General features: G+C 44.1%; 23 protein-coding genes. 7 read left to right on the top strand and 16 right to left on the bottom strand.

Going from position 1 to position 21,318, the window contains the following annotated elements; translation table 11 throughout:
- Window positions 1-20: 20 nt before the first annotated feature.
- From BO48_RS10565 to nagE, 6 genes are all read right to left on the bottom strand, one after another.
- Complete coding sequence (locus tag BO48_RS10565) at window positions 21-1,922, bottom strand: heavy metal translocating P-type ATPase (RefSeq protein ID WP_496367434.1); 1,902 nt, start codon at window positions 1,920-1,922, stop codon at window positions 21-23.
- 27 nt (window positions 1,923-1,949) lie between these two features.
- Window positions 1,950-2,168, bottom strand: a complete 219-nt coding sequence (locus BO48_RS10560; protein ID WP_496367433.1) for a heavy-metal-associated domain-containing protein — start codon at window positions 2,166-2,168, stop codon at window positions 1,950-1,952.
- 488 nt (window positions 2,169-2,656) lie between these two features.
- On the bottom strand, window positions 2,657-3,721 hold the full coding sequence (locus BO48_RS10555; protein ID WP_496367432.1) for an NAD/NADP octopine/nopaline dehydrogenase family protein: 1,065 nt from the start codon (window positions 3,719-3,721) through the stop codon (window positions 2,657-2,659).
- On the bottom strand, window positions 3,722-4,135 hold the full coding sequence (locus tag BO48_RS10550; protein WP_496367431.1) for a (deoxy)nucleoside triphosphate pyrophosphohydrolase: 414 nt from the start codon (window positions 4,133-4,135) through the stop codon (window positions 3,722-3,724).
- Between the two features lie 41 nt (window positions 4,136-4,176).
- Window positions 4,177-5,283 carry an iron-containing alcohol dehydrogenase family protein gene (locus BO48_RS10545; protein ID WP_496367430.1) on the bottom strand — a complete coding sequence of 369 codons (1,107 nt, stop codon included), beginning with the start codon at window positions 5,281-5,283 and terminating at the stop codon, window positions 4,177-4,179.
- A 92-nt stretch (window positions 5,284-5,375) separates the two neighbouring features.
- Window positions 5,376-6,863, bottom strand: a complete 1,488-nt coding sequence (gene nagE, locus BO48_RS10540) for an N-acetylglucosamine-specific PTS transporter subunit IIBC (RefSeq protein WP_496367429.1) — start codon at window positions 6,861-6,863, stop codon at window positions 5,376-5,378.
- 147 nt (window positions 6,864-7,010) lie between these two features.
- Here nagE and nagA point away from each other — a divergent pair, with 147 nt between their 5' ends.
- Window positions 7,011-8,159 (top strand): N-acetylglucosamine-6-phosphate deacetylase, encoded by a 1,149-nt coding sequence (gene nagA, locus BO48_RS10535; RefSeq protein WP_496367428.1) that lies wholly within the window; start codon window positions 7,011-7,013, stop codon window positions 8,157-8,159.
- Window positions 8,160-8,174: 15 nt separating this feature from the next.
- Here the strand turns inward: nagA and BO48_RS10530 are convergent, their stop codons facing one another.
- Both BO48_RS10530 and BO48_RS10525 read right to left on the bottom strand, forming a co-directional pair.
- On the bottom strand, window positions 8,175-8,492 hold the full coding sequence (locus BO48_RS10530) for a TIGR04104 family putative zinc finger protein (RefSeq protein ID WP_496367427.1): 318 nt from the start codon (window positions 8,490-8,492) through the stop codon (window positions 8,175-8,177).
- Between the two features lie 30 nt (window positions 8,493-8,522).
- Complete coding sequence (locus tag BO48_RS10525) at window positions 8,523-8,828, bottom strand: thiamine-binding protein (RefSeq protein ID WP_496367426.1); 306 nt, start codon at window positions 8,826-8,828, stop codon at window positions 8,523-8,525.
- Window positions 8,829-8,935: 107 nt separating this feature from the next.
- Here BO48_RS10525 and BO48_RS10520 point away from each other — a divergent pair, with 107 nt between their 5' ends.
- Window positions 8,936-9,151 (top strand): hypothetical protein, encoded by a 216-nt coding sequence (locus BO48_RS10520; RefSeq protein WP_496367425.1) that lies wholly within the window; start codon window positions 8,936-8,938, stop codon window positions 9,149-9,151.
- Window positions 9,152-9,411: 260 nt separating this feature from the next.
- On the opposite strand, the gene BO48_RS10515 is transcribed toward BO48_RS10520, so the two are convergent.
- Window positions 9,412-10,812, bottom strand: a complete 1,401-nt coding sequence (locus BO48_RS10515) for a PQQ-dependent sugar dehydrogenase (RefSeq protein ID WP_496367424.1) — start codon at window positions 10,810-10,812, stop codon at window positions 9,412-9,414.
- 309 nt (window positions 10,813-11,121) lie between these two features.
- Between BO48_RS10515 and BO48_RS10510 the strand changes: the two genes are divergently transcribed.
- From BO48_RS10510 to BO48_RS10500, 3 genes are all read left to right on the top strand, one after another.
- Window positions 11,122-11,301: a PspC domain-containing protein gene (locus tag BO48_RS10510; protein ID WP_496367423.1), complete on the top strand. Its 180-nt coding sequence runs from the start codon at window positions 11,122-11,124 to the stop codon at window positions 11,299-11,301.
- Between the two features lie 90 nt (window positions 11,302-11,391).
- Window positions 11,392-11,727, top strand: coding sequence for a hypothetical protein (locus tag BO48_RS10505; protein WP_496367422.1), 336 nt, complete (start codon window positions 11,392-11,394; stop codon window positions 11,725-11,727).
- 158 nt (window positions 11,728-11,885) lie between these two features.
- Window positions 11,886-12,305, top strand: a complete 420-nt coding sequence (locus BO48_RS10500) for a hypothetical protein (protein WP_496367421.1) — start codon at window positions 11,886-11,888, stop codon at window positions 12,303-12,305.
- A gap of 229 nt (window positions 12,306-12,534) precedes the next feature.
- On the opposite strand, the gene BO48_RS10495 is transcribed toward BO48_RS10500, so the two are convergent.
- The 6 genes from BO48_RS10495 to BO48_RS10470 all read right to left on the bottom strand — a co-directional run bounded on the left by BO48_RS10495 (window position 12,535) and on the right by BO48_RS10470 (window position 18,059).
- Entirely contained in the window at window positions 12,535-13,410 is an 876-nt protein-coding gene (locus BO48_RS10495) for a DNA-3-methyladenine glycosylase family protein (RefSeq protein WP_496367420.1), read from the bottom strand.
- Window positions 13,407-14,273 carry a M23 family metallopeptidase gene (locus BO48_RS10490; protein ID WP_496367419.1) on the bottom strand — a complete coding sequence of 289 codons (867 nt, stop codon included), beginning with the start codon at window positions 14,271-14,273 and terminating at the stop codon, window positions 13,407-13,409. Before BO48_RS10490 ends, BO48_RS10495 begins: the two co-directional genes overlap by 4 nt.
- Window positions 14,274-14,339: 66 nt before the next feature.
- A complete protein-coding gene (locus tag BO48_RS10485) occupies window positions 14,340-15,260 on the bottom strand; it encodes an ABC transporter substrate-binding protein (protein WP_496367418.1) in 921 nt (306 codons plus the stop codon).
- A 67-nt stretch (window positions 15,261-15,327) separates the two neighbouring features.
- On the bottom strand, window positions 15,328-15,717 hold the full coding sequence (locus BO48_RS10480; protein ID WP_496367417.1) for a hypothetical protein: 390 nt from the start codon (window positions 15,715-15,717) through the stop codon (window positions 15,328-15,330).
- 21 nt (window positions 15,718-15,738) lie between these two features.
- Complete coding sequence (locus BO48_RS10475; RefSeq protein ID WP_496367416.1) at window positions 15,739-16,302, bottom strand: VanZ family protein; 564 nt, start codon at window positions 16,300-16,302, stop codon at window positions 15,739-15,741.
- 5 nt (window positions 16,303-16,307) lie between these two features.
- The gene (locus tag BO48_RS10470) at window positions 16,308-18,059 is read right to left on the bottom strand and encodes an ABC transporter ATP-binding protein (RefSeq protein WP_496367415.1); all 1,752 of its coding nucleotides are present in this window, start codon (window positions 18,057-18,059) and stop codon (window positions 16,308-16,310) included.
- Between the two features lie 91 nt (window positions 18,060-18,150).
- On the opposite strand from BO48_RS10470, the gene BO48_RS10465 reads away from it, so the two are divergent.
- Window positions 18,151-19,050, top strand: coding sequence for an ABC transporter ATP-binding protein (locus BO48_RS10465; RefSeq protein WP_496367414.1), 900 nt, complete (start codon window positions 18,151-18,153; stop codon window positions 19,048-19,050).
- Window positions 19,043-20,254 (top strand): ABC transporter permease, encoded by a 1,212-nt coding sequence (locus BO48_RS10460; RefSeq protein WP_496367413.1) that lies wholly within the window; start codon window positions 19,043-19,045, stop codon window positions 20,252-20,254. The genes BO48_RS10465 and BO48_RS10460 overlap by 8 nt, the downstream gene beginning before the upstream one ends.
- Before the next feature lie 265 nt (window positions 20,255-20,519).
- Here BO48_RS10460 and nagB read toward each other — a convergent pair whose 3' ends face one another.
- Window positions 20,520-21,242, bottom strand: a complete 723-nt coding sequence (gene nagB / locus BO48_RS10455) for a glucosamine-6-phosphate deaminase (protein WP_496367412.1) — start codon at window positions 21,240-21,242, stop codon at window positions 20,520-20,522.
- Between the last annotated feature and the right edge of the window lie 76 nt (window positions 21,243-21,318).

The following is a 21,318-nucleotide window of genomic DNA, read 5'->3' as shown; positions in this document are numbered from 1 at the left end:
TAATAACTTTATAGATTCAATTATGCTGTTGCTTCTTCTGCCGCCACTTCTTCTTCCTCATTGTCTTTTCTGTTCATCGGCATTAATCTCATGGCGTTCACGATAACCGCGAGTACGCTTGCCTGGTGAATCAGCATGCCCGAAGCGAGGTGGATATATCCGTAAACGACGCCGAGGAGCAATAGGACCACTGTAATCAGTGCGATGCCTGTATTCTGCATCATGATGTTGAATGTTGATTTCGACATTGTGTAACCGATCGCAAGTTTCTTGAGCTTCTCGCTCATCAGTACGACATCCGCCGTTTCCATCGCGATATCTGTACCGCCGTGACCGATTGCAACACCTACATCACTCAGTGCCAGAGCCGGTGCATCATTGATGCCGTCACCGACCATCATGACTTTACGTTTTTGCTTCTGTTCATTTTCAATATACGCCATCTTCTCATCCGGCAGCAATTCCGCGTGGAATTCATCCAGACCGAGGATGTTCGCCACTTTCTCTGCTGCGTAACGGTTATCACCCGTCAGCATAACGAGCTTCTTCGCACCGCGTTCTCTCAATGTTTTGACCGCTTCAAGTGCGTCTTCCTTAATTCTGTCCATGATGGATATCAGGCCGATAACTTCATCATTTTTAGTGATGAACATCGCTGTCTGTCCCTCTTTCTGTTCTCTGATGTAGTGATTGAGGATATCTTCTGAGATTGTGATATTCTGTTCGTCAATCAGCTTTTTATTGCCGATGTAATACTGAGCTTCATTGATGATGCCACTCACGCCGCGTGCTTTGATCGCTTCAGCGTCCACCACTTCTGAATACTTGCCTTTAAGCTTTCTGTCTTCAGCTTCTTTGACGATCGTCCGGCCGAGGTGATGTTCACTCACCTGTTCAAGTGATGCCGATAATGCCAAAATTTCGTCTTCTGCCATATCGTTATAGACTGAAATGTTTGTCACGCTCGGACGGCCTTCAGTCAAAGTACCCGTCTTATCAAAGATGACCGTATCGATTTTCGCAAATCTGTCGACCGTGTCTCCGCCTTTGACCAGCACACCTTTTTTCGCGCTGTTCCCGATTCCTGCAACATACGCCACCGGCGCACCGATGATCAGAGCACCCGGACATGCGATCACAAGGAATGTGATTGCCAGGTGGACGTTCTGCGTAATAAAGCCCACCGCTATTGCGAGAACGACAATCCCCGGTGTATAGTACTGTGCAAAACGATTAAGGAATTTTTCGGTACCGCTCTTACGTTCCGACGCTTCCTCGACCAATTCGATAATTTTCGAGAATGTTGTATCCTCTCCGACTTTCGTCGCTTCCAGTTCAATGTATCCGGTGTCGATGACGCTGCCACTGAACACTTCGTCTTCAAGGGTTTTATTCTGCAGGACAGATTCCCCAGAAATCGCGGATTCGTTGATCTGCGCTTTACCTTTGACGATTTTGCCGTCAACCGGAATTTTACCGCCGGGCTGGACGACGACCGTCTCCCCGACTTCGACGTCATCAATATCCACTTCGACTATTTCGCCGTCGCGGATGACTTTTGCAACGTTCGGCGCCATGTCAAGCAGCGACTGGATTGAGTTACGCGTTTTGGCCAAAGTTCTTTTTTCAAGGTATGCACCGAACAGGAACAGGAATGTGACAATACCCGCTTCGGTATATTCCTGGATGATCAGCGCACCGATGACTGCGATGGTAATCAACAGCTCAATGCTGAAACTTTTTACTGTGAGCGCACTCCATGCACGCTGCAGTATTGGACCGATTGCAACCAGTGTCGCTAAAATGAATGTGATATCTCTGATGGCCGAGTAGCCGAGTATTAAGAATACAAGACCGATCAGTAAAAGTGCACCAGATGTGTACATCAATTTATTCAAATGTTTATTAAACCATAAAGCCATTATTAGCCCCTCCTCCATATTTTACGTTTATGCAGATGTTTTAACTGATTTTACCGGGTAGCCGAGTTTTTCAATCGTTGATTTCAACTCATCACCTGAGACCGTGTCATCATGCTCGACAGTGACTTTGTTCAAATTGAATTTGACGCTGACATCACTGACACCTTCCGTTTTTCCAATGCCTGATTCTATCTTCTTAATGCAGCTCGGACACGTTAAATCTTCAGTTCTTAAATTTGTTTTCATAAATAAATGACCTCCAAATAGTTTTTGTATTTCTTTATTAACTTAATTATAAGCCGCTTGCTGTTTTATTAAATTGACCCAGGTCAAGATTTTTTATTTATCTCTCTTAAACGTTGATCTGTCAGCTGTTTCCTCTGTTACTTATAACTATAGAGTGTTTTGGTGAATTAAAAATTGATGCAGGTCAAGAAAGCGGCGAAAGTTGAAATTCAGTGGTGATCGTGGGAGCTCGTGCCATCGTTTTGCCGCCATGGCACGGGCCACCGCATCTCGTGCCATCGTTTTGCCGCCATGGCACGGGCCGCCGCATCTCGTGCCGTCGTTTTGCTGCCATGGCACGGGCCACCTCATCTCGTGCCATCGTTTTGCCGCCATGGCACTGGCCATCGCATCTCGTGCCGTCGTTTTGCCGCCATGGCACGGCCACTTACAAAACCCATAAAAAAAACCAACCTCAGTCCGAGGTCGGCTGTTCAATCAATATAATTTTAAACCTGCTCGTTCAGATTCCTACCTGCATCGAGGCCGAGCCTTTCGAGCGTTAATGGATTTTTAAAGTATTCTTCTTCCAGCATGAGACGTGTCAGATGAACGATTGAATCGATTGTCGGCGTTCTCACATCGACCGCTTCAGCGATACTCTTCCAGAGCATCAGACCGTTCGTCACATCTTCAACGATATAACGGTTTTCAAGATGTGTCGGTCCGAGCAGATCTTTTAAGATCGGGCTCGTATTATACTGCTCCTGCAGCGACGCACCTTCCTTAAAGTATTTGCTCCGGATGGAGCGCTCGGATTTATCCACCGCATCGAAGCCCAGCACCTTACATATGTTCTGTCGTTCAACGTCGATTTCCTCGATGACTTTGATTGTATGTTCCGTCACACCGTCTTTATACAAATAAAATTCATCGCCATGGTTATCGATAAATCCTGTATTCAATATCGCTGGTGCCGGATGGCTTTCCGGGTTGCCGTTATTCAGTGCCGGTTCCATGATGTTTTTTGCCGGCACGAAACAGTCATACATCGTATTCAATTTCTCAAGCATGATTTCCGTATTTGCCGCCGGGTATGCACTGAACAGGTTATGTTCACTGTACAAAATGACTTCCGCTTCATTTGCCGTATAGTCATATCTTGCAGCATACGTCAGTGACATCGATTCCCCGATGTACACTTCAAGTTCCGGTCTTGTTTCCTTTAAATACTGATGGATCAAGATGCTGAACATCGAGCTTGCGCCATTGATGTAGATCATCTGTCCGTCTTTTAAATGCGGACCGATTTCTTTGAATATCTCGAGCAGTATATTCGTAGGCAGACATGTCATGATGACATCTGCTTCTGCTACAGCAAGTTTCGGGTCCTGTGTATATTGTTCGAAATGTATCAGCTTGCCCTTGAAACTCACATTCCCGTCTATAATATTCGGATGCGGATCTTTCAGTGCACTTTTCGAGTGGTATAAAGTGACTTCATGTCCTTTTTCAGTTAAATCTGCTGCTGCGACAATACCACCATTGCCTGCGCCTATAATTGCGACCTTCATTTATTTTATAGCTCCCTTGTAGTTTTGAATCAGTTCTATTGCAGGTATATCTGCCGGCGCCCAGTCAAGTGCGCCGATATTTTCCCGGCTCATCCATTTCATATCCACATGTTCCAGCATTTTGATTTCACCGGAAAGTATATTTGCGTAATACGTCGTCAGTTCAACGATGCCGAAATCATATTCGTAAACCGTTGTCGTTATTTTATCCAGTACGTCGATCCGGCATTCCATCTCCTCATCCAGCTCGCGCACCAGCGCCTCTGTTTCAGTTTCACCCTTTTCAATCTTCCCTCCCGGGAACTCCCATTTCAATGCGAGGTTTTTACCTTCGGGACGCTGGGCACATAATATTTCATCCTCGTCATTCACGATGACCGCCCCAACGACTCTAATGTACTTTTTGTCCGTCATTTTTCAATCCCTTTTCTATTTTTCAAATTATTATACCAAAATTACTTTCCACTTAAAAATTGTAAGACCTCTTCCTTATTCGGCTGCGCGATGTTGTTTTTCATGTTCTGAGCTTCCAACCCCCGTCCGACAATCGTTTCCACATCTGCGCGGTCGATGCCGAGGTCATCAAATGTGAGCGCAAGTCCGAGTTCTTTTTTTATATTGTTGAACCGTTCGCTCAGTGCTTCGGCGTCAGAAAAACCGATCATTTTAGCATGTTCATCCAGCCTTGAATCAAGGTTCGCATTGACGACATACCATGCATCCATTGTGAATGCACACGCTTCTCCGTGCGGCACATCGTAATTCGAAGTGAGATAATAGCTGAACGCATGTGCCGCTGACGTTCCCGTCTGGGAAAATGCCACGCCTGCCATCATGCTGGCGAGTGCCATGTTTTCACGCGCTTCAATATTCATCGGTTCGTGATAAGCATGCTCCAAATTTTCAAATGCCAGTTTTGCCGCAGAAATTGCAATCGCATCGGATATCGGGTTTTTATTCACCGAACCGAGACAGTCGAGCGCGTGGCACAAAACGTCGATGCCTGACGTCGCCGTAATGCCGGGAGGGCACGTCAAAGTCAGTTCAGGGTCGACGATTGCGGCTGTCGGATAAAGGCCCGGGCCGGTCAGCGGCACTTTCAAACCGTTCGATTTATCGCTGAGCACGCTCACCGGTGTCACTTCAGAAGCCGATCCGCTCGTCGTCGGTATCGCAATCAGCGGCAGGGCGTGTGAGAAATCTTCATGTTCAAGCAGATGATTGATATCTATGCTCTGCAAATAAACTGCGCATGCCGCCTTGGCAGCATCCATCGTCGAGCCCCCGCCGATTGCTATGACACAGTCCGCTTCGTGCTGTTCCATGACATTAACGATTCTCTGTACATTGTCGAGCGTCGGATTCGGTTCGATATTTGTGACAACATCTTTTATCTTTTCACCCAATTGGGACTCGACCAACCGGTGCAGGCCATTTTTAATCTGGGAATTCGACATCACAATCACATAAGAAGAAAAATCATAAGACGATAAAGTATTATTCAATTCTGAAAATATGCCCTGTCCGAAATGAATCTGGACCGGATGCTGAAATGAAAACATAGTCGCTCCCCCCTTTTCTTAAATATCATAGTATCACTTTTAACCCATACGTAATAAAAAAAGCACCTCGGATGAGGTGCTTAAATTAAAATCTATACAAGTTTCTTCATTTCTTCGGCGACGTGTTCCACTTCTGTACCAACGACCACCTGGATATTATTTTTACCCGGTCTGACGACACCGTGGGCGCCCGCTGATTTCAGTTCCCCTTCGTCAACTTTTGAATTATCATTGACGTTGATGCGGAGGCGCGTCGTACAGTAGTCGATCGTGTCGATATTTTCTTTGCCGCCGAGACCGATTAATAGTTTATCAGCTTTATCAGTGTATTTGCTCGGTGCCACACGCCCGGCGTCAGCAGCATCATCCGATGCTTCATCCCTCTCCTCTTCCGCGCTGATGATGGATGCATCACGGCCCGGTGTAAGCAGGTCAAATTTTGAAATGATTATTCTGAACAGGAAATAATAGATTGCAAAGAATACCAGTCCCTGAACAATGAGCATATATGGCTGACTCGCAATCGGATTGAAATAACTGAGTACGTAATCAATCGCGCCTGCACTGAATGAAAACCCGGCGGTCCACTCAAACGATGCAGCGACAAACATGGAGAAGCCTGTAAGTAATGCATGTACGATATAGAGCAATGGCGCAAGGAACATGAATGAGAATTCCAAAGGCTCCGTGACACCTGTTAAGAATGCAGTGAACGCTGTTGCAAGTAAAACTGAAGCTGCAGCTTTCCTGTACTCGGTCTTAGCAGTGTGATACATCGCGAGAGCCGCACCAGGCAGACCGAACATCATAGTCGGGAAGAACCCGGCCTGATAACGTCCGGTGATTCCCTGTTCACCTTCCGAAGCGAGGAAATTACCGATGTCGTTAATACCGACTGTGTCAAACCAGAATACTGAATTCAGTGCGTGATGAAGACCTGTCGGAATGAGCAACCTGTTAAAGAATCCATATAAGCCCGCACCAATGCTGCCCAGCCCACTGATCCACTGGCCAAAATTGAATAGGAGATCATAAAGGAACGGCCACACGAAAAGCAGTACTCCGGTAACCAGAACCATCGTAAAAGCGGCAATGATCGGCACTGCCCTTCTCCCGCTGAAAAAAGCTAAGTAATCAGGCAGCTTGACATCACTGAATCTATTGTACAACCCTGCAGAAATCAACCCGGTCACAATACCGATCAACACGTTATTTTCAATCACATCAAATGCTGCGCCCACTTCTGTGACTTCAATGCCCTGTATAGCAGCGACACTTTCAGGCTGCAGCATTTGCGTTACAACCGTAAATGATACGAGTCCGGTAACTGCTGCGGCACCACTTTTGTCTTTTGTCATCCCAAACGCCAGACCTACGGCAAATAGAATCGCCAGCGCATCAAGCACCGCAGTTCCTCCGGACTGGACAAATTCAACGATGACATTTAAATATTCCCACCCGATAAAGGCATCATTGATGGCAATTATGATAAAACCAAGACCTACAAGCAAAGCCGCTGCCGGCAAAACTGACACTGGAAACATGAAGGCACGGCCCATGTTTTGAATGTAACGTAACATTGTTTTCCCCCTAAATTGTTTAATGATAAACTACTATGTAATACAATATTTCTCACATAAATATACCACATAGAATAAAATGTATAAATACACACATTTCATTTACCATAATTTATTTTGTGAAATTTATTTCAAAAGGAGTCTGTAATGTCTTTACTAATAGAAAATATAACACTCGTTACACATGAAGCTGAATTTGAAAATAAATGGCTGCTAATCGAGGGGGAAAGGATTTCTTCTGCCGGACGGATGCCGGACGTGCCCGCAGCGGATAAAATCATCGACGGCGGCGGAAAATACCTTCTGCCGGGAGCATTTGAAATTCATATTCACGGGGCGGACGGCGTCGATGCAATGGACGCGGACGAGCATTTCATTAAAAAGATCAGCAGTCACCTGCCGACAACAGGGACGACTTCTTTTCTGGCTACGACGATGACTGCCACATTCGAAAATGTCAGGGCATCTCTTAAAAATTTATCGGATTATAAATACCGCGGCGGCGCTGAAATGCTCGGCATTCATCAGGAGGGCCCGTTCATATCCACCAAACATCCCGGTGCCCAGGATCCGAAATTCATACTCTCCCCGGATGCGGATGAGATGCGCAGACTGCAGGAGTTGTCGAATCATCAGATCCGTCTGATCACCTATGCGCCGGAAGAAGATCCGGATTTTGAGTTTTTGAATGCCCTGGATGACTTGAACATCCTCCCGTCTGCCGGACACACTGATGCGACTTATCAGCAGCTGGAAGCGGCTTACAGTCACGGCCTCAGACATATCACCCATCTTTATAACGGCATGCGTGGCCTCCATCACAGAGAGCCCGGTGTCGTCGGCTACAGTTATTTGGGTGGTGCCTATGTAGAAATCATTGCCGATGGTGTGCATTCGAATCCTGAAATGGTGCGTCTCGCCTATGACAATATCACTTCTTCAAGAATGATCATGATTACTGACGCCATGCGCGCTCAGGGACTGCCGGACGGTGAGTACGACCTCGGCGGCCAGAACGTTCATGTCACCGGCAATGAAGCCCGCCTTGAGAGCGGTGCTTTGGCAGGCAGCGTTCTGACGATGGAACAGGCCGTTAAAAATATGTTCGAATTTACGGATTGCGGCTGGACGGATATTGTAAAAATGACTTCTTATAATGCACTGAAATCACTCGATATGCTGGATTCCAGAGGACTCATCAAAGCGGGCTACCCTGCGGATCTGGTTATATATGACGAAAATCAGTCACTCATGATGACCATCGTAAAAGGCGAAGTTTATTATGAAAATACTTAAAAATAAAGACACCCGTCATTCGGGTGTCTTTACATTATAATCGTATTTTTTGAATTTTACTGTGAGTGGTATAAACAGGAATATATATACTGTAATCAGTATGCCGGTAATCAACACTGAAGTGTTTACCGGCAGATGCATGAACGGGACGACTAAAAAGACGAGTGCCGCCAGTACGATGACCGCCAAATAGTCGAAAATGACCGATATGGTGGCAGGCTCTATATATTCTTTACAGTCCGGACATTTTATCCGCGTCCTGGGTTTTAATGCATATCCCAGCAATTTTTGTTTATACGTCCACTGATGGCCGCACATCGGACATTTTGCCACACTTCCACCCCGTTACATGTTTAATCGGTTTTATTCTTCTTCATCAAACTCATAATAGTCTTGTAAAATATCTTTGATTTCTACTTTTTCGTTGGACTGAACCAGCTTGATGTTGGTGATGACACTGTCGCAGCCTTCTTCATTAAGATGGCTGTTCAATTTTTTCACCAGGTTCAGCAATTCATCTATACTGCCTTCGATTGTCGTTTCCATCGGGCCGACAAAGTGAGTCAGACCGCTGTTTTCAATGATATCGATTGAGCTGTCAATATAAGAGTAAGATTTACTTTGACTTGGATGCTGCGGGAGCAGTTGAACGCTCATAATATAATTCATGATTAAATCCTCCTAATTAATAATTTTATGACTTACTTTTATGATAACATTATTAAAAATGGATGACTAATAATCATTATGTATAAATAATTACATTGGAGGGCTTTATGAACACTAAAGCTTATAAATGGCTCAATTTCCTACTCACTTTTATCGCAGCAATCGCAATTTACTATTTCCTGCATGACAGTATCTCAGAACAATTCAGAATCCCGCTCATGATTGGGCTCGTCGTCATTGTCGTCGTCAGCCTCACCGTTGCTTTCAAACGGGAAGTACCGCAGAACAGCAAGGATAAAGATAAGGATGATCAGGGGAAATAAAAACCATGGGAATTGCCGCGCAAGCCCGAAAAATTGGGAGTGCCCTTTCTGGGCAAACATTTGAAGCATGCGCTTGTAGGGGGGTTCCTTAGTTCTGTGCATCCCTCGAGTCATTTCAATAATATCCCCTTTATATTGCCAATCTGCACAGAAGAAGCACGCATTCATGGATTTCCATGAATGCGTGCTTCTTTAATACTGTCAAGCCCTTTAATTTAATGACATTGACATAAGGTTGGGTGCTTTTAGAGAATAATAAATTATTCAGCGTCGTCTTCTTCTGTGCCTTCACCTGCTGCAGTAATCTCATAAATCAGACCGCCATCAGTGGCTGCAATAAGCGAGCCATCCTCAGTTACAAGAATATCACGGAAACGTTCGCCTTCTTCAGTTAATAGACGTTCTTCTCCCACGATGATGTCATCTTCTATAACGACACGTACAATATAGTTCGGTGCTAAACCACCGATGAACAAGTTGTTCTCCCATTCAGGAATTGCGTCGTTATCATAGAATGACATACCACTTGGTGCACTTGTTGGATCCCAATAATATACTGGTTCAACAAAGCCCTGTGCATCATGTTCAGAAATACCCTCATTGATTAATTCACCAGTGTACTCGATACCATAAGAAACAATTGGCCATCCATAGTTATTACCTGGCTCAATAATATTCAGTTCATCCCCGGCTTGTGGACCGAACTCAACAATCCATAAGTCTCCTGTTTCAGGGTGGTAGTCCACACCTTGAATATTACGGTGACCGTAGCTGTAAATACCATCCAGTGCGTCTTCATCTTCAATAAATGGATTCGTATCCACCGGTTCTCCACCCTGTGTAATGTGAATCACTTTACCCAGGTAAGCCTCCAAATCTTGGGCACGTTCGCGAATTGGATCATCTGAACGCTCACCGGTCGTTAAGAATAGGTTGCCATCATCATCAAAGATGATACGTCCACCATAGTGTAGGGTACCATCATATGCCGGTACTGCCTGGAAGATCACTTCAAAATCTTCAAGTGAGGCTTCATCTTCTGATAAAATACCTTTACCAACAGCAGTTACAGTGCCACCTTCAATATCTTCGGCAAACGTCATAAATACTAATCTGGATTCGTCAAAATCAGGTGCAATGGTTACATCAAGTAAACCACCTTGATCTTCGTTGTTTACTTCCGGTGTGCCTTCGATTGGATCTGAAACAGAACCATCTTCAAGGTTTATAATAAGAAGTTCTGCTGAATCTCTTTGTGTAACAAGTAAGCGGTTTGTATCAAACTCTTCCATACCCCAGGACACGCCAAGACCCTCAGCAACAACTTCCACATCAAGTTCTGCTTCAGTCTCTACTTCAGGTGCTCTTGTCTGTTCTGGAAATGCTGGTTCAAACTCAGTCACTTTTGGTTCAGATTCTGCTGGTTCAGAATCTGCACTTGTATCTGTACTTTCATCCGCGCCCGAGTCAGTACTTTCTTCTGCTTCAGCATCTTCGCCTTCACTACCAGTTCCTTCTTCAGTACTTTCGGTACTTTCTTCTGTAGTTTCTGAGCTTTCTTCTGGGCTTTCATCAGAAGTACCGCCTCCGTTACCACATGCTGCTAAAACTAACGCAAATACAAAAACAGTGGTTAAAAACAAAAGCTTGTTTAGTTTCACGTTACCCCTCCTTATATTTACATTATTAGTTAAATTTCATCCTTTTGTTCATAAAATTGTCAATAGTCAGAATACTAATTTCTAAATCGATACACATCAGTCGTTTGATTAACGGATTAATAAAATCATTATATACTACAATTCAGAATGTTATAATCTGATGAAAATTAATAATATGGTTTAATTTATCATTTTCCTATTAGGAGATTGGAGATGAAACATTTAATAACTTAAGTATACCTTTTTAACTCATTTTGTAAACGCTTACTGTATATGGTAGTATTTAATTAAAAACGGAGGATATACTTCATGTCGAAAAAGTTAAGAAAATCATCCACTGATAAAGCTTTGTTTGGAGTATGCGGCGGTATTGCGGAATACTTTAATATTTCTTCACTTTTAGTAAGAATAATATTCTTTTTTACAGCCTCTGTGTCGTTTTGGATTTATATAATTCTTTACGGGCACTTGGAAGAGTCTTTACTGTAAAGCGTTTACGTTGAGTTACAGATTAATTAAAAATATAAGGGTGAATATATTATTAAATATTTTTCAATACTATTTTTATCGTTATGCCTAATGTCAGCATGCAGCAGCACGAGCGAAGTTTCTACGGTTAATAAGAGCTACGAAGGTGAATTGGATCCGGCAATTACAGGAAAACCTGAACAGGGCGATATATTCATGGTGGATAGTGATTCATCAGAAAATGTTATATATGCCTATATTGAACAAGACAGTGAGGTTACTGTAAATGAAGAAGGGAATGTATTGAATATACATTTTTATGAACCTGGTGAAAGTGAAGATATTGCTGTACAGACGATTGAGCTCAATCAGAGTCCGGCAATCGATACGCTGAATTTTTATATAAACGATGATGAAGCACCCTTGGAATCCATTATCTATGAATAAAGAACATTAAGGAGGCGCATATTTGCTGGATAAAATTTTTAATATACCTCTCTGGACTATATCCCTGTTTTCAATAAGTATGATAATTTTATTGTTATTGATTTAGAAATATAAGTGAAAAAGAGAATCAATATATATCACTTTTAGGAGGAGGAGTTATGCAGATTACTGTTAAAAGAAAACTTTGGATTTTCAGTGCCTTTATGCCGGTACGATTAAAATTCAACGGAAAATCTGTTGGATCACTATACGGTTCACAGGAAATGACAATCCCAATAACAGAGAGTGAAGGAAAGTTAAAATACTTTCAACCGGTTGGGCGTAATAATCAGATAAGAGTTGAAAAGGGGGATGTTATCGAAGTGGAAGAGACAATTCCCGGTAAAATACTAAGTGTCCTGTTTGTTGCTCTGATGATTTATCTGCTGACGAAAGCGCTTGGTATTCTGGATTTTACGTCCTTCGCCAACTACGAAGCATTAATTCTATCAGAACAAATTGTTTTTGGAGTCATCTTAGTCGTTGCATTAATTGCATTCTTTTTAAAAAGGTATAAGTTAGTATTGGTGAACCGGTAGTTCATTGTAAAAGTGATGATGTGTCATAATTAATTTGCGTAACGTAAAGAATTGTTTGATGACAGCACAAAGCCCACCAGTACAGCGAATACTGATGGGCTCTTTTCATGCGTTGCGAGTCCGCATGATGTGGATTGGATGGCAACTATTCGTCATCTTCTGGAGCAGAATAAAAAACGGATCAGCTATTAGAAAAGCTGAACAAAGGGATAACGTAATGGCCACCCCATCAACCTCCCAGCGCGCTCCACATATAAAGTGTGCCATACATGCCGAACCGGCCCCACTCGTCGGTAATTTCATTGATATATTCTTTTGACGGGGCGGCGTCCAGATCATCAACGTGTTTGATGGCATTTTTTATGCCCGCGTCTCCGATGGGGACGGCGTTTCTGAATCTCAGCGCGCGCATCAAAACCGTGTTGGCGCTCCACGGTCCGATGCCGCGGAACGAAGTCAGATGTTTGAATACTTCATCGTAATCCCCGAATGATTCCAAATATGATTTCGATAACTCCCCGGACGCCACACTCGCGAGTACACCTTTAATGTATTCAGTCTTCCGTGTGGATATCTGCATCTCCCGCAGCACTTCACTGTCGATCGCAGCAATCTCGCCTGCATCCGGCATCAGATAAAACTTCTCACCTTCATATTCAATATAATGACCGCAGTACTCGATTACCCTTCTTTTCAATACGTAGGCAAAACTTTTCGTAATCTGCTGGCCGAGTATGGACCACAGAAAGGCATCGGTAATATCCACTTTTCCGACCATGCGGTATCCATAGTGAGCATCAATCAGACCGCTGAGGCGTTTATCGCCCTTCGCAAATTGATAAAATTCATCCAGATCATAATCGAGATCCAGCCATTCTTCGCAGTATTTCTCAATCTCCTCAGCTCCCGCGCCATCATTGACAAGCGTCTCGATATTCACACCGCCGTCAGATGCACAGAGCCTCATCAGCACCTTTTTACCGCTAAACCACTCCGCCTTATAAATTTCATCATCGATGACTTTATACAGACAGTCATCCTGCTTCTTCATATAATCAAGTGTTTCACTAAAACGGTAAGGACCGTTCACTGTTATTTCCATCATTTTCTCCCTCTCACAGTGTCACCCTGCACAGGTTCACGGCCGGATGCGAACTGGATTCTGATGGCGTCGGATTCATGCGGCTCTATACCGTTCATCACATGGAAATGAAGGTGCGGCATATCAGACGCACCGCTGTTGCCGCACTGGGCAATCATTTCGCCCGTTTCGACCGCATCTCCCACTTCAACAAGAATCGAATTTTTTCTGAGATGAGCAAGCAGTGAATACTCATTATTATCATGTTCGATGATGATTGCATTGCCTTCCGGCGCATCAAGGTTCATCTTCAGCGGTTCATTGTCAGGGATCCCGTCCAATATTCTGACGATCTTCCCCGCCCGCGGCGCTGCCACGGGCCGGTTGAAAGCATAATAGGACGTGAGTTCATCCGGGTTGCCGTCATGCGCCCTGCCGCCTATTTTCCGGATGAAGTCATACGCATAACGTTGGTGTCTGTGCGGATAATGATAATTGACAAAATTGTTCGTGCCGCCCCACAGAACAAACCATTCTTCGGTAAACGGCAGCTGATACCTGTTGATTGTCAGCTCCCGGTCCGTCTTGAACTTCTCATAAATATCAAATTGGACACCGATGATTTCACCTTCATTGTTAAAAGCGGTCACGATCATCCGCTCGGTCTTATCATCCACCCAGCAATACCGCTTCACTCCGGGCTCCAGCTGTGATTGATGCTTTAAATTGAATTTATCAGTACCCTCTTCAAAATCTGCAGCGGCTTCGACGAAATCATCCATCGACATCTGCTTTTTAAACGCAGAAATTGTCTGCCTGTAAATCTGCTCAAAGTTTTTAAAAGAGAAATGATAACCGAATTCTTCAGGATATATATTCTGATTCATTATCATATCACCGTCCTTAATAGTTTTATCATACATATAAAAAGCGGGCCCGTCACGGCATCCACTTTACTCAAGCTGTTCCAATATGATGTTTGTCTGTCCTTCGAGCGAGATCAGATCATTCGTTATAAAATCATCCGCAGAAACGATCAGTACGCGCTCACCTTCCAGATTCAAAGCGCCGGACAATTCCTCTCGCAGCGCCTCCGCATCGGTTTCCGGTTTTTTATTTACCAAAACATAATCGGTCTCGATGCCTTTTAGTTCAGACACTTCAAACTGTTTGAAAGGCGCCTCGCCGATTGTATCCTGCACATCTTCAGCCACATTGAAATTTAAAACATCGTACATCACTTCCGTGCCGTAGGCGGAATATTCATTATATAAATAAAAACCATCTTCTCCCTGAACGAGCACTGCCGCTTCTAAAGCGGCAGGATTGAAGGTCAGTTTCTGCCGGTGCTCGGTCATCCTTTCCATCCAGTCATCGGCAAGCGCCTCTGCCTTTTCCTGTTCACCTAAAATGACACCCATCTTGTTCAGTTGGATCAGGTAGATCCGGTCTCTGTATGCACTCATCAGTTCACCGCTGTAGTTCAAGGGGAGTGTCGGGGCGATGTCCTCATAATCGGTGCTGTGCACGTCCTGACTGCTTGTGACGATGACGTCTGGATTGACATTGCTGACCGCTTCAAAATCCTCATATTCTATGTATTCCACATCATCAAGATGTTCATTTACAAAAGTGTTGTTTTCAACGCTCGCCGTCACCGCAGAGATATTAGCATCCAGAAGATCCGCATTCAAAACATCCACCGGTCTGAGTAAAACCAGACGCTCCGGTTCTGCAGGGATTTCCACCTCACCTGTGTTATCGACTTTTATACGACGGTCTTCCCCGTCTTCAGAAACGCTGACTTCCCTGAAATTGCTGCAGCCGGTAAAAACAAGGACAAGGACGATTATCAGTAAACCTTTAATTTTCATATCCACTACTCCTAAAAAATATCCCCTCCATTATACAATAAAAAGACCGGTTGATAACCGGCCTTTTCTATATTTGATGTGTTTTTTCATAACGCATTTTTTCAAACTTCAATGCACGTGCTCTGTGTTTTCTGTAGAACTCCATAAATTTTTTCAAATTCTTTTCTGAAGATACATTCATGGAAACTTCCACTTTGTCATCAATCCAAAAATTTAAAATTTTGCCTGATAACGCTCTTTGCTCTACAGTGACAATCGATATCTCCGTATAATCAATCTGGTGGCGGGTCACCCCTTCATCGCCTCTCTCCAGATTTACGAATAATCGTTCAGTTGTCGGTATCAGTGCACCCTGGAAAATATATTGTCCGTCGCTTTCAAATTCAATCGTTCCGATTAAGCCGGGTCCAATCCGTTCATTTTCTAAGAGTGCAACATTTGTTAGATTTGCATACACATTGCACAACCCCTTTTTGTATTATTTAGTTATTCTGCCTTTTCCCGTTGTGAGAATATTATAAACAATCTGTAACTTTAAAACAAGTACTCCGCACAACATTCCTATAATTCCGCCCAGGGTGTTTAAAATGACGTCGTCAACGTTGGAAATCCGGCCGATCGGCAGTACATACTGCAGCACTTCAATCGATATAGACATCAGACATGCGAAGACTGTTGTAAGCAGTGCTCTTCTTGTCATTATATATAAAAAGAAACCGAACGGGACAAATAAAATGATGTTCATTACGAGTGAATTCACGATTCCTCTCAGCGTTGCAAACTGCAGAGTTTCCATAATACTTAAAAAAGGGATCAGCTGGATGAGCTGATTCGGATAATCCGTCGGCATCAATGTGACAAGTATCATGCCGACTATTGTGCCCGTAAACCCGATATATATTAGCAGGGTGACTTTCCTTTTGAAGTTGTCCGCTTCACGTCCTGAAGATTTATTTAAAGTTAAAAACACGATGACGATACCGATCAGTAATACTATAAAGATCGGTATGATCGGTGCAAATGCATGATACAGTTCTATCACAATAATTACCTCTTATCCTGTGTAAATTGCTGGTCGGTAAATGTTTTATACATGGCATGTGTCTTCATCAACTCAGCGTGGCTACCGCTGCCGGTTAAATGACCGTTTTCAATGAAGAATATATTGTCTGAATTGATGATCGTGCTGAGACGGTGTGCAATGACCAGTACCGTGCGTCCTTCCATCAGCTCATCCAGCGCTTCCTGGACAAACCGTTCAGAGCGTGAATCAAGGCTTGCAGTCGCCTCGTCCAGCATCAATATTTCAGGGTCTTTTAAAAATGCCCGTGCGATGCCGATTCTCTGGCGCTGGCCGCCGGACAGCTTGATGCCCCTTTCACCCACTTCAGTCTCCATGCCGTCGTCCAGTTCCTGTATGAACTCAGCAGCGTATGAACTTTCAATCGCATGTTGGATGCCTGCTTCCGTGTACTCTTCTGGATTCAGCCCGTAAGTAATATTATCACGGATCGTGCCGGAGACGATCGCACTTTCCTGTGCGACATAGCCGATATTTTTACGCAGATCATACAGCGGGATACTTGTTATATCGCTGCCGTCGATTAATATGCGTCCTGAATCTATTTCATAATATCTTTCAATGAGTGAAAATATTGTCGACTTGCCACTGCCGCTCGGGCCCACGAAGGCGACTTTCTGATTCGGTTCCGCCCTGAATGAAATGTTCTGAAGGACCGATGCATCTTCAATATAGCCGAAGCTCACATTTTCAAACTCGAGGCTGTTGAAGTGCACACTATTTTCAGAGCGCGTGCCCGCATCCGGTTCATCTTCCATGTCGAGTATTTTAATGATTCTTTCAGTGGCACCGAGGGCTTTATTCATCTCGGTAAAAAACATCGCGAACATCGTCATCGGCATGATGATCTGGAAGAGATACAGCAAAAAGGCGACCATCGTACCGATTGTCATCGTGCCGTCGGCCACACGCAGTCCGCCGTAGGCAATGATCAGAATGATGACCAGCATCATCACTGTCGACATGACCGGTGAAAGGAGCGCGTTGATCACCGCTTCTTTCATGCCGTATCCGTACAGTTTATTAATACCTTTTTGTCCTGTTTCCCGTTCATACGCCTCGCCGTTGAACGATTTCATCAGACGGACTTCACTCAGCGTTTCCTGTGATGTGCCGGTAAATGCAGCTGTTTCGTCCTGCAGCTGTTTTGAGATTTTACCCATGCGGCGGCCGAGCGGCAAAATGATGACGATTGAGATCGGCACCGCGATGAACATGATGAGCGACATCTTCCAGTCCAGTATGAATAAAATGATGACCGCACCGACGATCGACAGCGTACCGTTGATCACCTGCGGAAAGTGGGAGGTGATCAGATTTTTGATGATTGCAGTGTCGTTTACGAGACGGCTGACCGACTCGCCACTCTTTGTAGCATCGAAATATTTTACCGGCAGCTTTAAAAATTTATCCCATACGAGTTCCCGGAGACGCATAATAATCTTTTGACCGACTTTCGCCAGTATGTAATATGCGAAACCATCGAGTACGGCACTGACGAGAAACAGTGCGATGATAACGGCTGCGATGCCTGCAGTGAACATTTCGGTATTGAATCCGTCGATGAACGACTGGGTCAACAGCGGTACAATCAATGAGCCGATCATACCGAAAAATGACAGCACGATACCAGCGATGAACATCCCTTTATTTACTTTAGTTTCTTTCAGCAGTGCCATGAAATCTTTGAAAGAAGCTGTGCGTTCTTTATTTTCCATAATATATTCCTCTATCATATATATTTTCGTTATGACTGTTTAGAGCCTACCCTAATATGATAAACTAATTTCTACCAAGGGGGGAATAAAAATGAGTCTTGTACTTTCAAATTTAACAAAAACGTTTGATGATTTTACAGCTGTAGATGATATAAATATTGAAGTACCAAACGGCAGCATGTACGGTTTTCTTGGTGGCAACGGCGCAGGAAAGACGACCACTTTCAGAATGCTTTTAGGTCTGCTCACACCGACTGCCGGAAATATTACATATAATGATAAGAAAATCGATTATTCGATGACTGATAAAATCGGTTATCTCCCTGAAGAGCGGGGGCTGCATCCGAAGCTCCAGGTCGACGAACAGATTCAGTATCTTGCGAAGCTTAAAGGCATGAAGAAATCGGATATCGACAAGCAGCTTGATTTTTGGCTGGAAGAATTTGAAGTCCCAGAAAATAAACAGAAGAAAATAGAGAAGCTGTCAAAGGGTAACCAGCAGAAGATCCAGCTGATCGCTTCGATCATTCATGAACCAGAACTCATCATCCTCGATGAGCCATTCAGCGGACTCGATCCCGTCAACGTGGAGATTTTGAAAAAAGCGGTTAAAAACCTGAATGACAACGGCGCAACGATTCTTTTCAGTACACACCGCATGGACCATGTGGAAGAACTGTGCGAAGAGTTATGTATTTTAAATAAAGGCCGGCAGGTCGTCAGCGGAAACATCGATGATATCAAATCCGACTTCGGTCAAAAGGAACTGATCATCGAAGGCAGACATGACATTTCATTTTTAAAAGATTTTCCGGGCGTGCTCGAGATGAAGCAGAAGAGAAATAAAAATGTCATTAAAATAGAAGAAGAGAAATATGCCGAAGATATTTACAATGAAATCATCAAGATCGGCTACTTCAAACGATTCCAGGTGTTGGAACCTTCACTGAACGATATCTTCATTGCGAAGGTGGGTCGTCAATATGAATAAATTCAAGACTACTTTTTGGCATACGTATTTATCCAAAGTCAAAGCGAAGTCGTTCATCATCACGACACTCATTGTGATGCTGCTGATCATACTGGCAGGGAATTTCGATAAGATCATGAATTTGTTCGATTCATCAGAAGAAATAAGTACGATCGAACTCGAAGCCTCCGAGGAATTTACGGTGCAGTTTTCAGCCGTCATGTCAGAAATCAGTGAAGAAATCAGTGTGACGGACAGTGACGGTGACATTCTCCTGACAGTTGAGGATACCGTGCCGATTACTGCGACAGTCGAAAGCGACAGTGAAATCAGCAGCGGGCAGCAGACAGAAATTGAAATGGCCCTCGATTCGGTCAACCGTCAGATGGTAGTCAATTCACTGGATCTGACCGAAGAAGAAGCCGGATTGATGGCAGCTGAAATCGATGTCGATTTCCAAACTGCTGAATCGATGGCGGATGAAGAAGCCGGCGGCGCAGGCGAAATGGACGAACCGAACTATTTGAACATTGTTATTTTTTATATCACTGTGTTTGTCATGTTCTTTGTCGTCATCAACTACGCAAGCCAGATTGGTACTGAAATCGCGATGGAAAAATCATCCCGGGTGATTGAAATGATTGTCTCAAGCGTATCACCGGTCAATCATCTGTTTGCGAAAATTCTCGCCATCATGTGCGTCAGTCTGACCCAGTTATTTTTCTTTGTACTGACAATTATTGCGGTGATTTACCTGGTCGATATCGGTGCAATCATTTCAGAGTTCGGTCTGGAATCAGACGACCGTACACTGCCGATGATCATTTACAGCCTGGTATTTTTACTGCTGGGACTGGTCCTTTATTTATCAGTATCCGCCCTGCTCGGTTCATTCGTAAGCCGGATGGAAGACCTGCAGCAGGCACTGCTGCCAATCACACTGATGTCGATCGGGGGGATGTATCTCGGGATGTTCAACTTATTCAATCCGGATAACATGCTTGTAAAAATCACCAGCTACTTTCCGTTCTTTACACCATTTGTTATGCCGCTCAGAGTGCTGGATGAAGGCACATCACATTTGACTGTATGGATCGGTATCGTAATTGTCATCGTTACCGTCGCCATCGCCGTCTACTTTGCAGCAAGGATTTATAAAGGCAGCATCCTGTCGACGGATAAAGGCATCATCAAAAACATTAAAAAATTTAATAAAGGCGAGTAGCTTTTTGAGTATAGCCGGCCCCTCGTGCGGGGCCGGTTCTTTTTGGTTTTTAGTGGGATTAAGGACGGGGGCCGGGGACCCGTGGTGGCTCGTGCCATGGCGGAATAACGATGGCGCGGCACACAGCTTCTCGTGCCATGGCAGAATAACGATGGCACGAGCCGGCCCCGACATGGTGCAAAAAAGATGTCGGGCACCGCCCAAAAAACCAACAAAAAGAACGCAGACTCATATTGAGCCCGCGTTCTTAATAAGCTGATGATCTTTATTCGCCCAGGACATCTTTGTCGAGCATTACTGTCAGATCATCGTGCTTCTGTAAAATTGTCACCGGAATTTCTTCAGTGATTTCACCGTTGATCAGTGAATTGACCGCATCCCTTTTCGCTTCTCCGGAAGCGAGGAACAGGATGGATTTGGCATCCATGATCGTCTCAAGTCCCATGGAGAGTGCGCGTGTCGGCACGTCTTCAATCTTGTCGAAGAATCTTGAGTTGTCTTTGATCGTCACATCCGTGAGGCTGACGACCTGAGTTCTGCTATCGAACGGAGTACCTGGTTCGTTAAAGCCGATGTGACCGTTACGGCCGACGCCGAGTAACTGCAGGTCGATGCCGCCGAGGTCTTCGATTATTTTCTCGAAATTTGCGACTTCCGCTTCCAGATCTTCACTTTTACCATCCGGTATATGTGTGTTCTCCAAAGGAATATTCACTTTATTGAAAAATTCCTCAAGCATGAAGTAATGATAACTCTGTGCGTTGTCGTCATCAAGCCCGACATATTCATCGAGATTCACTGTGTGCACATTCGAGAGATCTATATTGTTTTCATTCAGCATATCCGCCAGGTATTGATACATTTTTTGTGGTGTCGATCCCGTTGCCAAACCGAGTGTGATGTTTGGATTTTCTACAATTGCCTCATATATAAATTTTGCTGCTTCTTTGCTCATACCATCATAATCTTCAGCTGTAACGACTTCCATGGTAAACCTCCATTCAATCTTTTTCTATATTATTACTATACCAATAAGATGAATAGACAGCCATAAAAATTTTCAT

This window comes from Lacicoccus kunmingensis DSM 17847, assembly GCF_059568765.1.
Note: the sequence above shows the minus strand (reverse complement) of the source record. Positions and strands in the feature narration are given on the sequence as shown.

What these genes read in the sequence shown, in the direction of transcription:
- BO48_RS10505 (WP_496367422.1), top strand. Translation starts at nt 11,392, where the DNA reads ATGTCAGCATGCAGCAGCACGAGCGAAGTTTCTACGGTTAATAAGAGC.
- BO48_RS10460 (WP_496367413.1), top strand. Translation starts at nt 19,043, where the DNA reads ATGAATAAATTCAAGACTACTTTTTGGCATACGTATTTATCCAAAGTC.
- BO48_RS10470 (WP_496367415.1), bottom strand. Translation starts at nt 18,059, where the DNA reads ATGGAAAATAAAGAACGCACAGCTTCTTTCAAAGATTTCATGGCACTG.
- BO48_RS10465 (WP_496367414.1), top strand. Translation starts at nt 18,151, where the DNA reads ATGAGTCTTGTACTTTCAAATTTAACAAAAACGTTTGATGATTTTACA.
- BO48_RS10510 (WP_496367423.1), top strand. Translation starts at nt 11,122, where the DNA reads ATGTCGAAAAAGTTAAGAAAATCATCCACTGATAAAGCTTTGTTTGGA.
- BO48_RS10545 (WP_496367430.1), bottom strand. Translation starts at nt 5,283, where the DNA reads ATGTTTTCATTTCAGCATCCGGTCCAGATTCATTTCGGACAGGGCATA.
- nagE (WP_496367429.1), bottom strand. Translation starts at nt 6,863, where the DNA reads ATGTTACGTTACATTCAAAACATGGGCCGTGCCTTCATGTTTCCAGTG.
- nagA (WP_496367428.1), top strand. Translation starts at nt 7,011, where the DNA reads ATGTCTTTACTAATAGAAAATATAACACTCGTTACACATGAAGCTGAA.
- BO48_RS10525 (WP_496367426.1), bottom strand. Translation starts at nt 8,828, where the DNA reads ATGAATTATATTATGAGCGTTCAACTGCTCCCGCAGCATCCAAGTCAA.
- BO48_RS10495 (WP_496367420.1), bottom strand. Translation starts at nt 13,410, where the DNA reads ATGATGGAAATAACAGTGAACGGTCCTTACCGTTTTAGTGAAACACTT.
- BO48_RS10490 (WP_496367419.1), bottom strand. Translation starts at nt 14,273, where the DNA reads ATGAATCAGAATATATATCCTGAAGAATTCGGTTATCATTTCTCTTTT.
- BO48_RS10555 (WP_496367432.1), bottom strand. Translation starts at nt 3,721, where the DNA reads ATGAAGGTCGCAATTATAGGCGCAGGCAATGGTGGTATTGTCGCAGCA.
- BO48_RS10550 (WP_496367431.1), bottom strand. Translation starts at nt 4,135, where the DNA reads ATGACGGACAAAAAGTACATTAGAGTCGTTGGGGCGGTCATCGTGAAT.
- BO48_RS10560 (WP_496367433.1), bottom strand. Translation starts at nt 2,168, where the DNA reads ATGAAAACAAATTTAAGAACTGAAGATTTAACGTGTCCGAGCTGCATT.
- BO48_RS10565 (WP_496367434.1), bottom strand. Translation starts at nt 1,922, where the DNA reads ATGGCTTTATGGTTTAATAAACATTTGAATAAATTGATGTACACATCT.
- BO48_RS10500 (WP_496367421.1), top strand. Translation starts at nt 11,886, where the DNA reads ATGCAGATTACTGTTAAAAGAAAACTTTGGATTTTCAGTGCCTTTATG.
- nagB (WP_496367412.1), bottom strand. Translation starts at nt 21,242, where the DNA reads ATGGAAGTCGTTACAGCTGAAGATTATGATGGTATGAGCAAAGAAGCA.
- BO48_RS10485 (WP_496367418.1), bottom strand. Translation starts at nt 15,260, where the DNA reads ATGAAAATTAAAGGTTTACTGATAATCGTCCTTGTCCTTGTTTTTACC.
- BO48_RS10520 (WP_496367425.1), top strand. Translation starts at nt 8,936, where the DNA reads ATGAACACTAAAGCTTATAAATGGCTCAATTTCCTACTCACTTTTATC.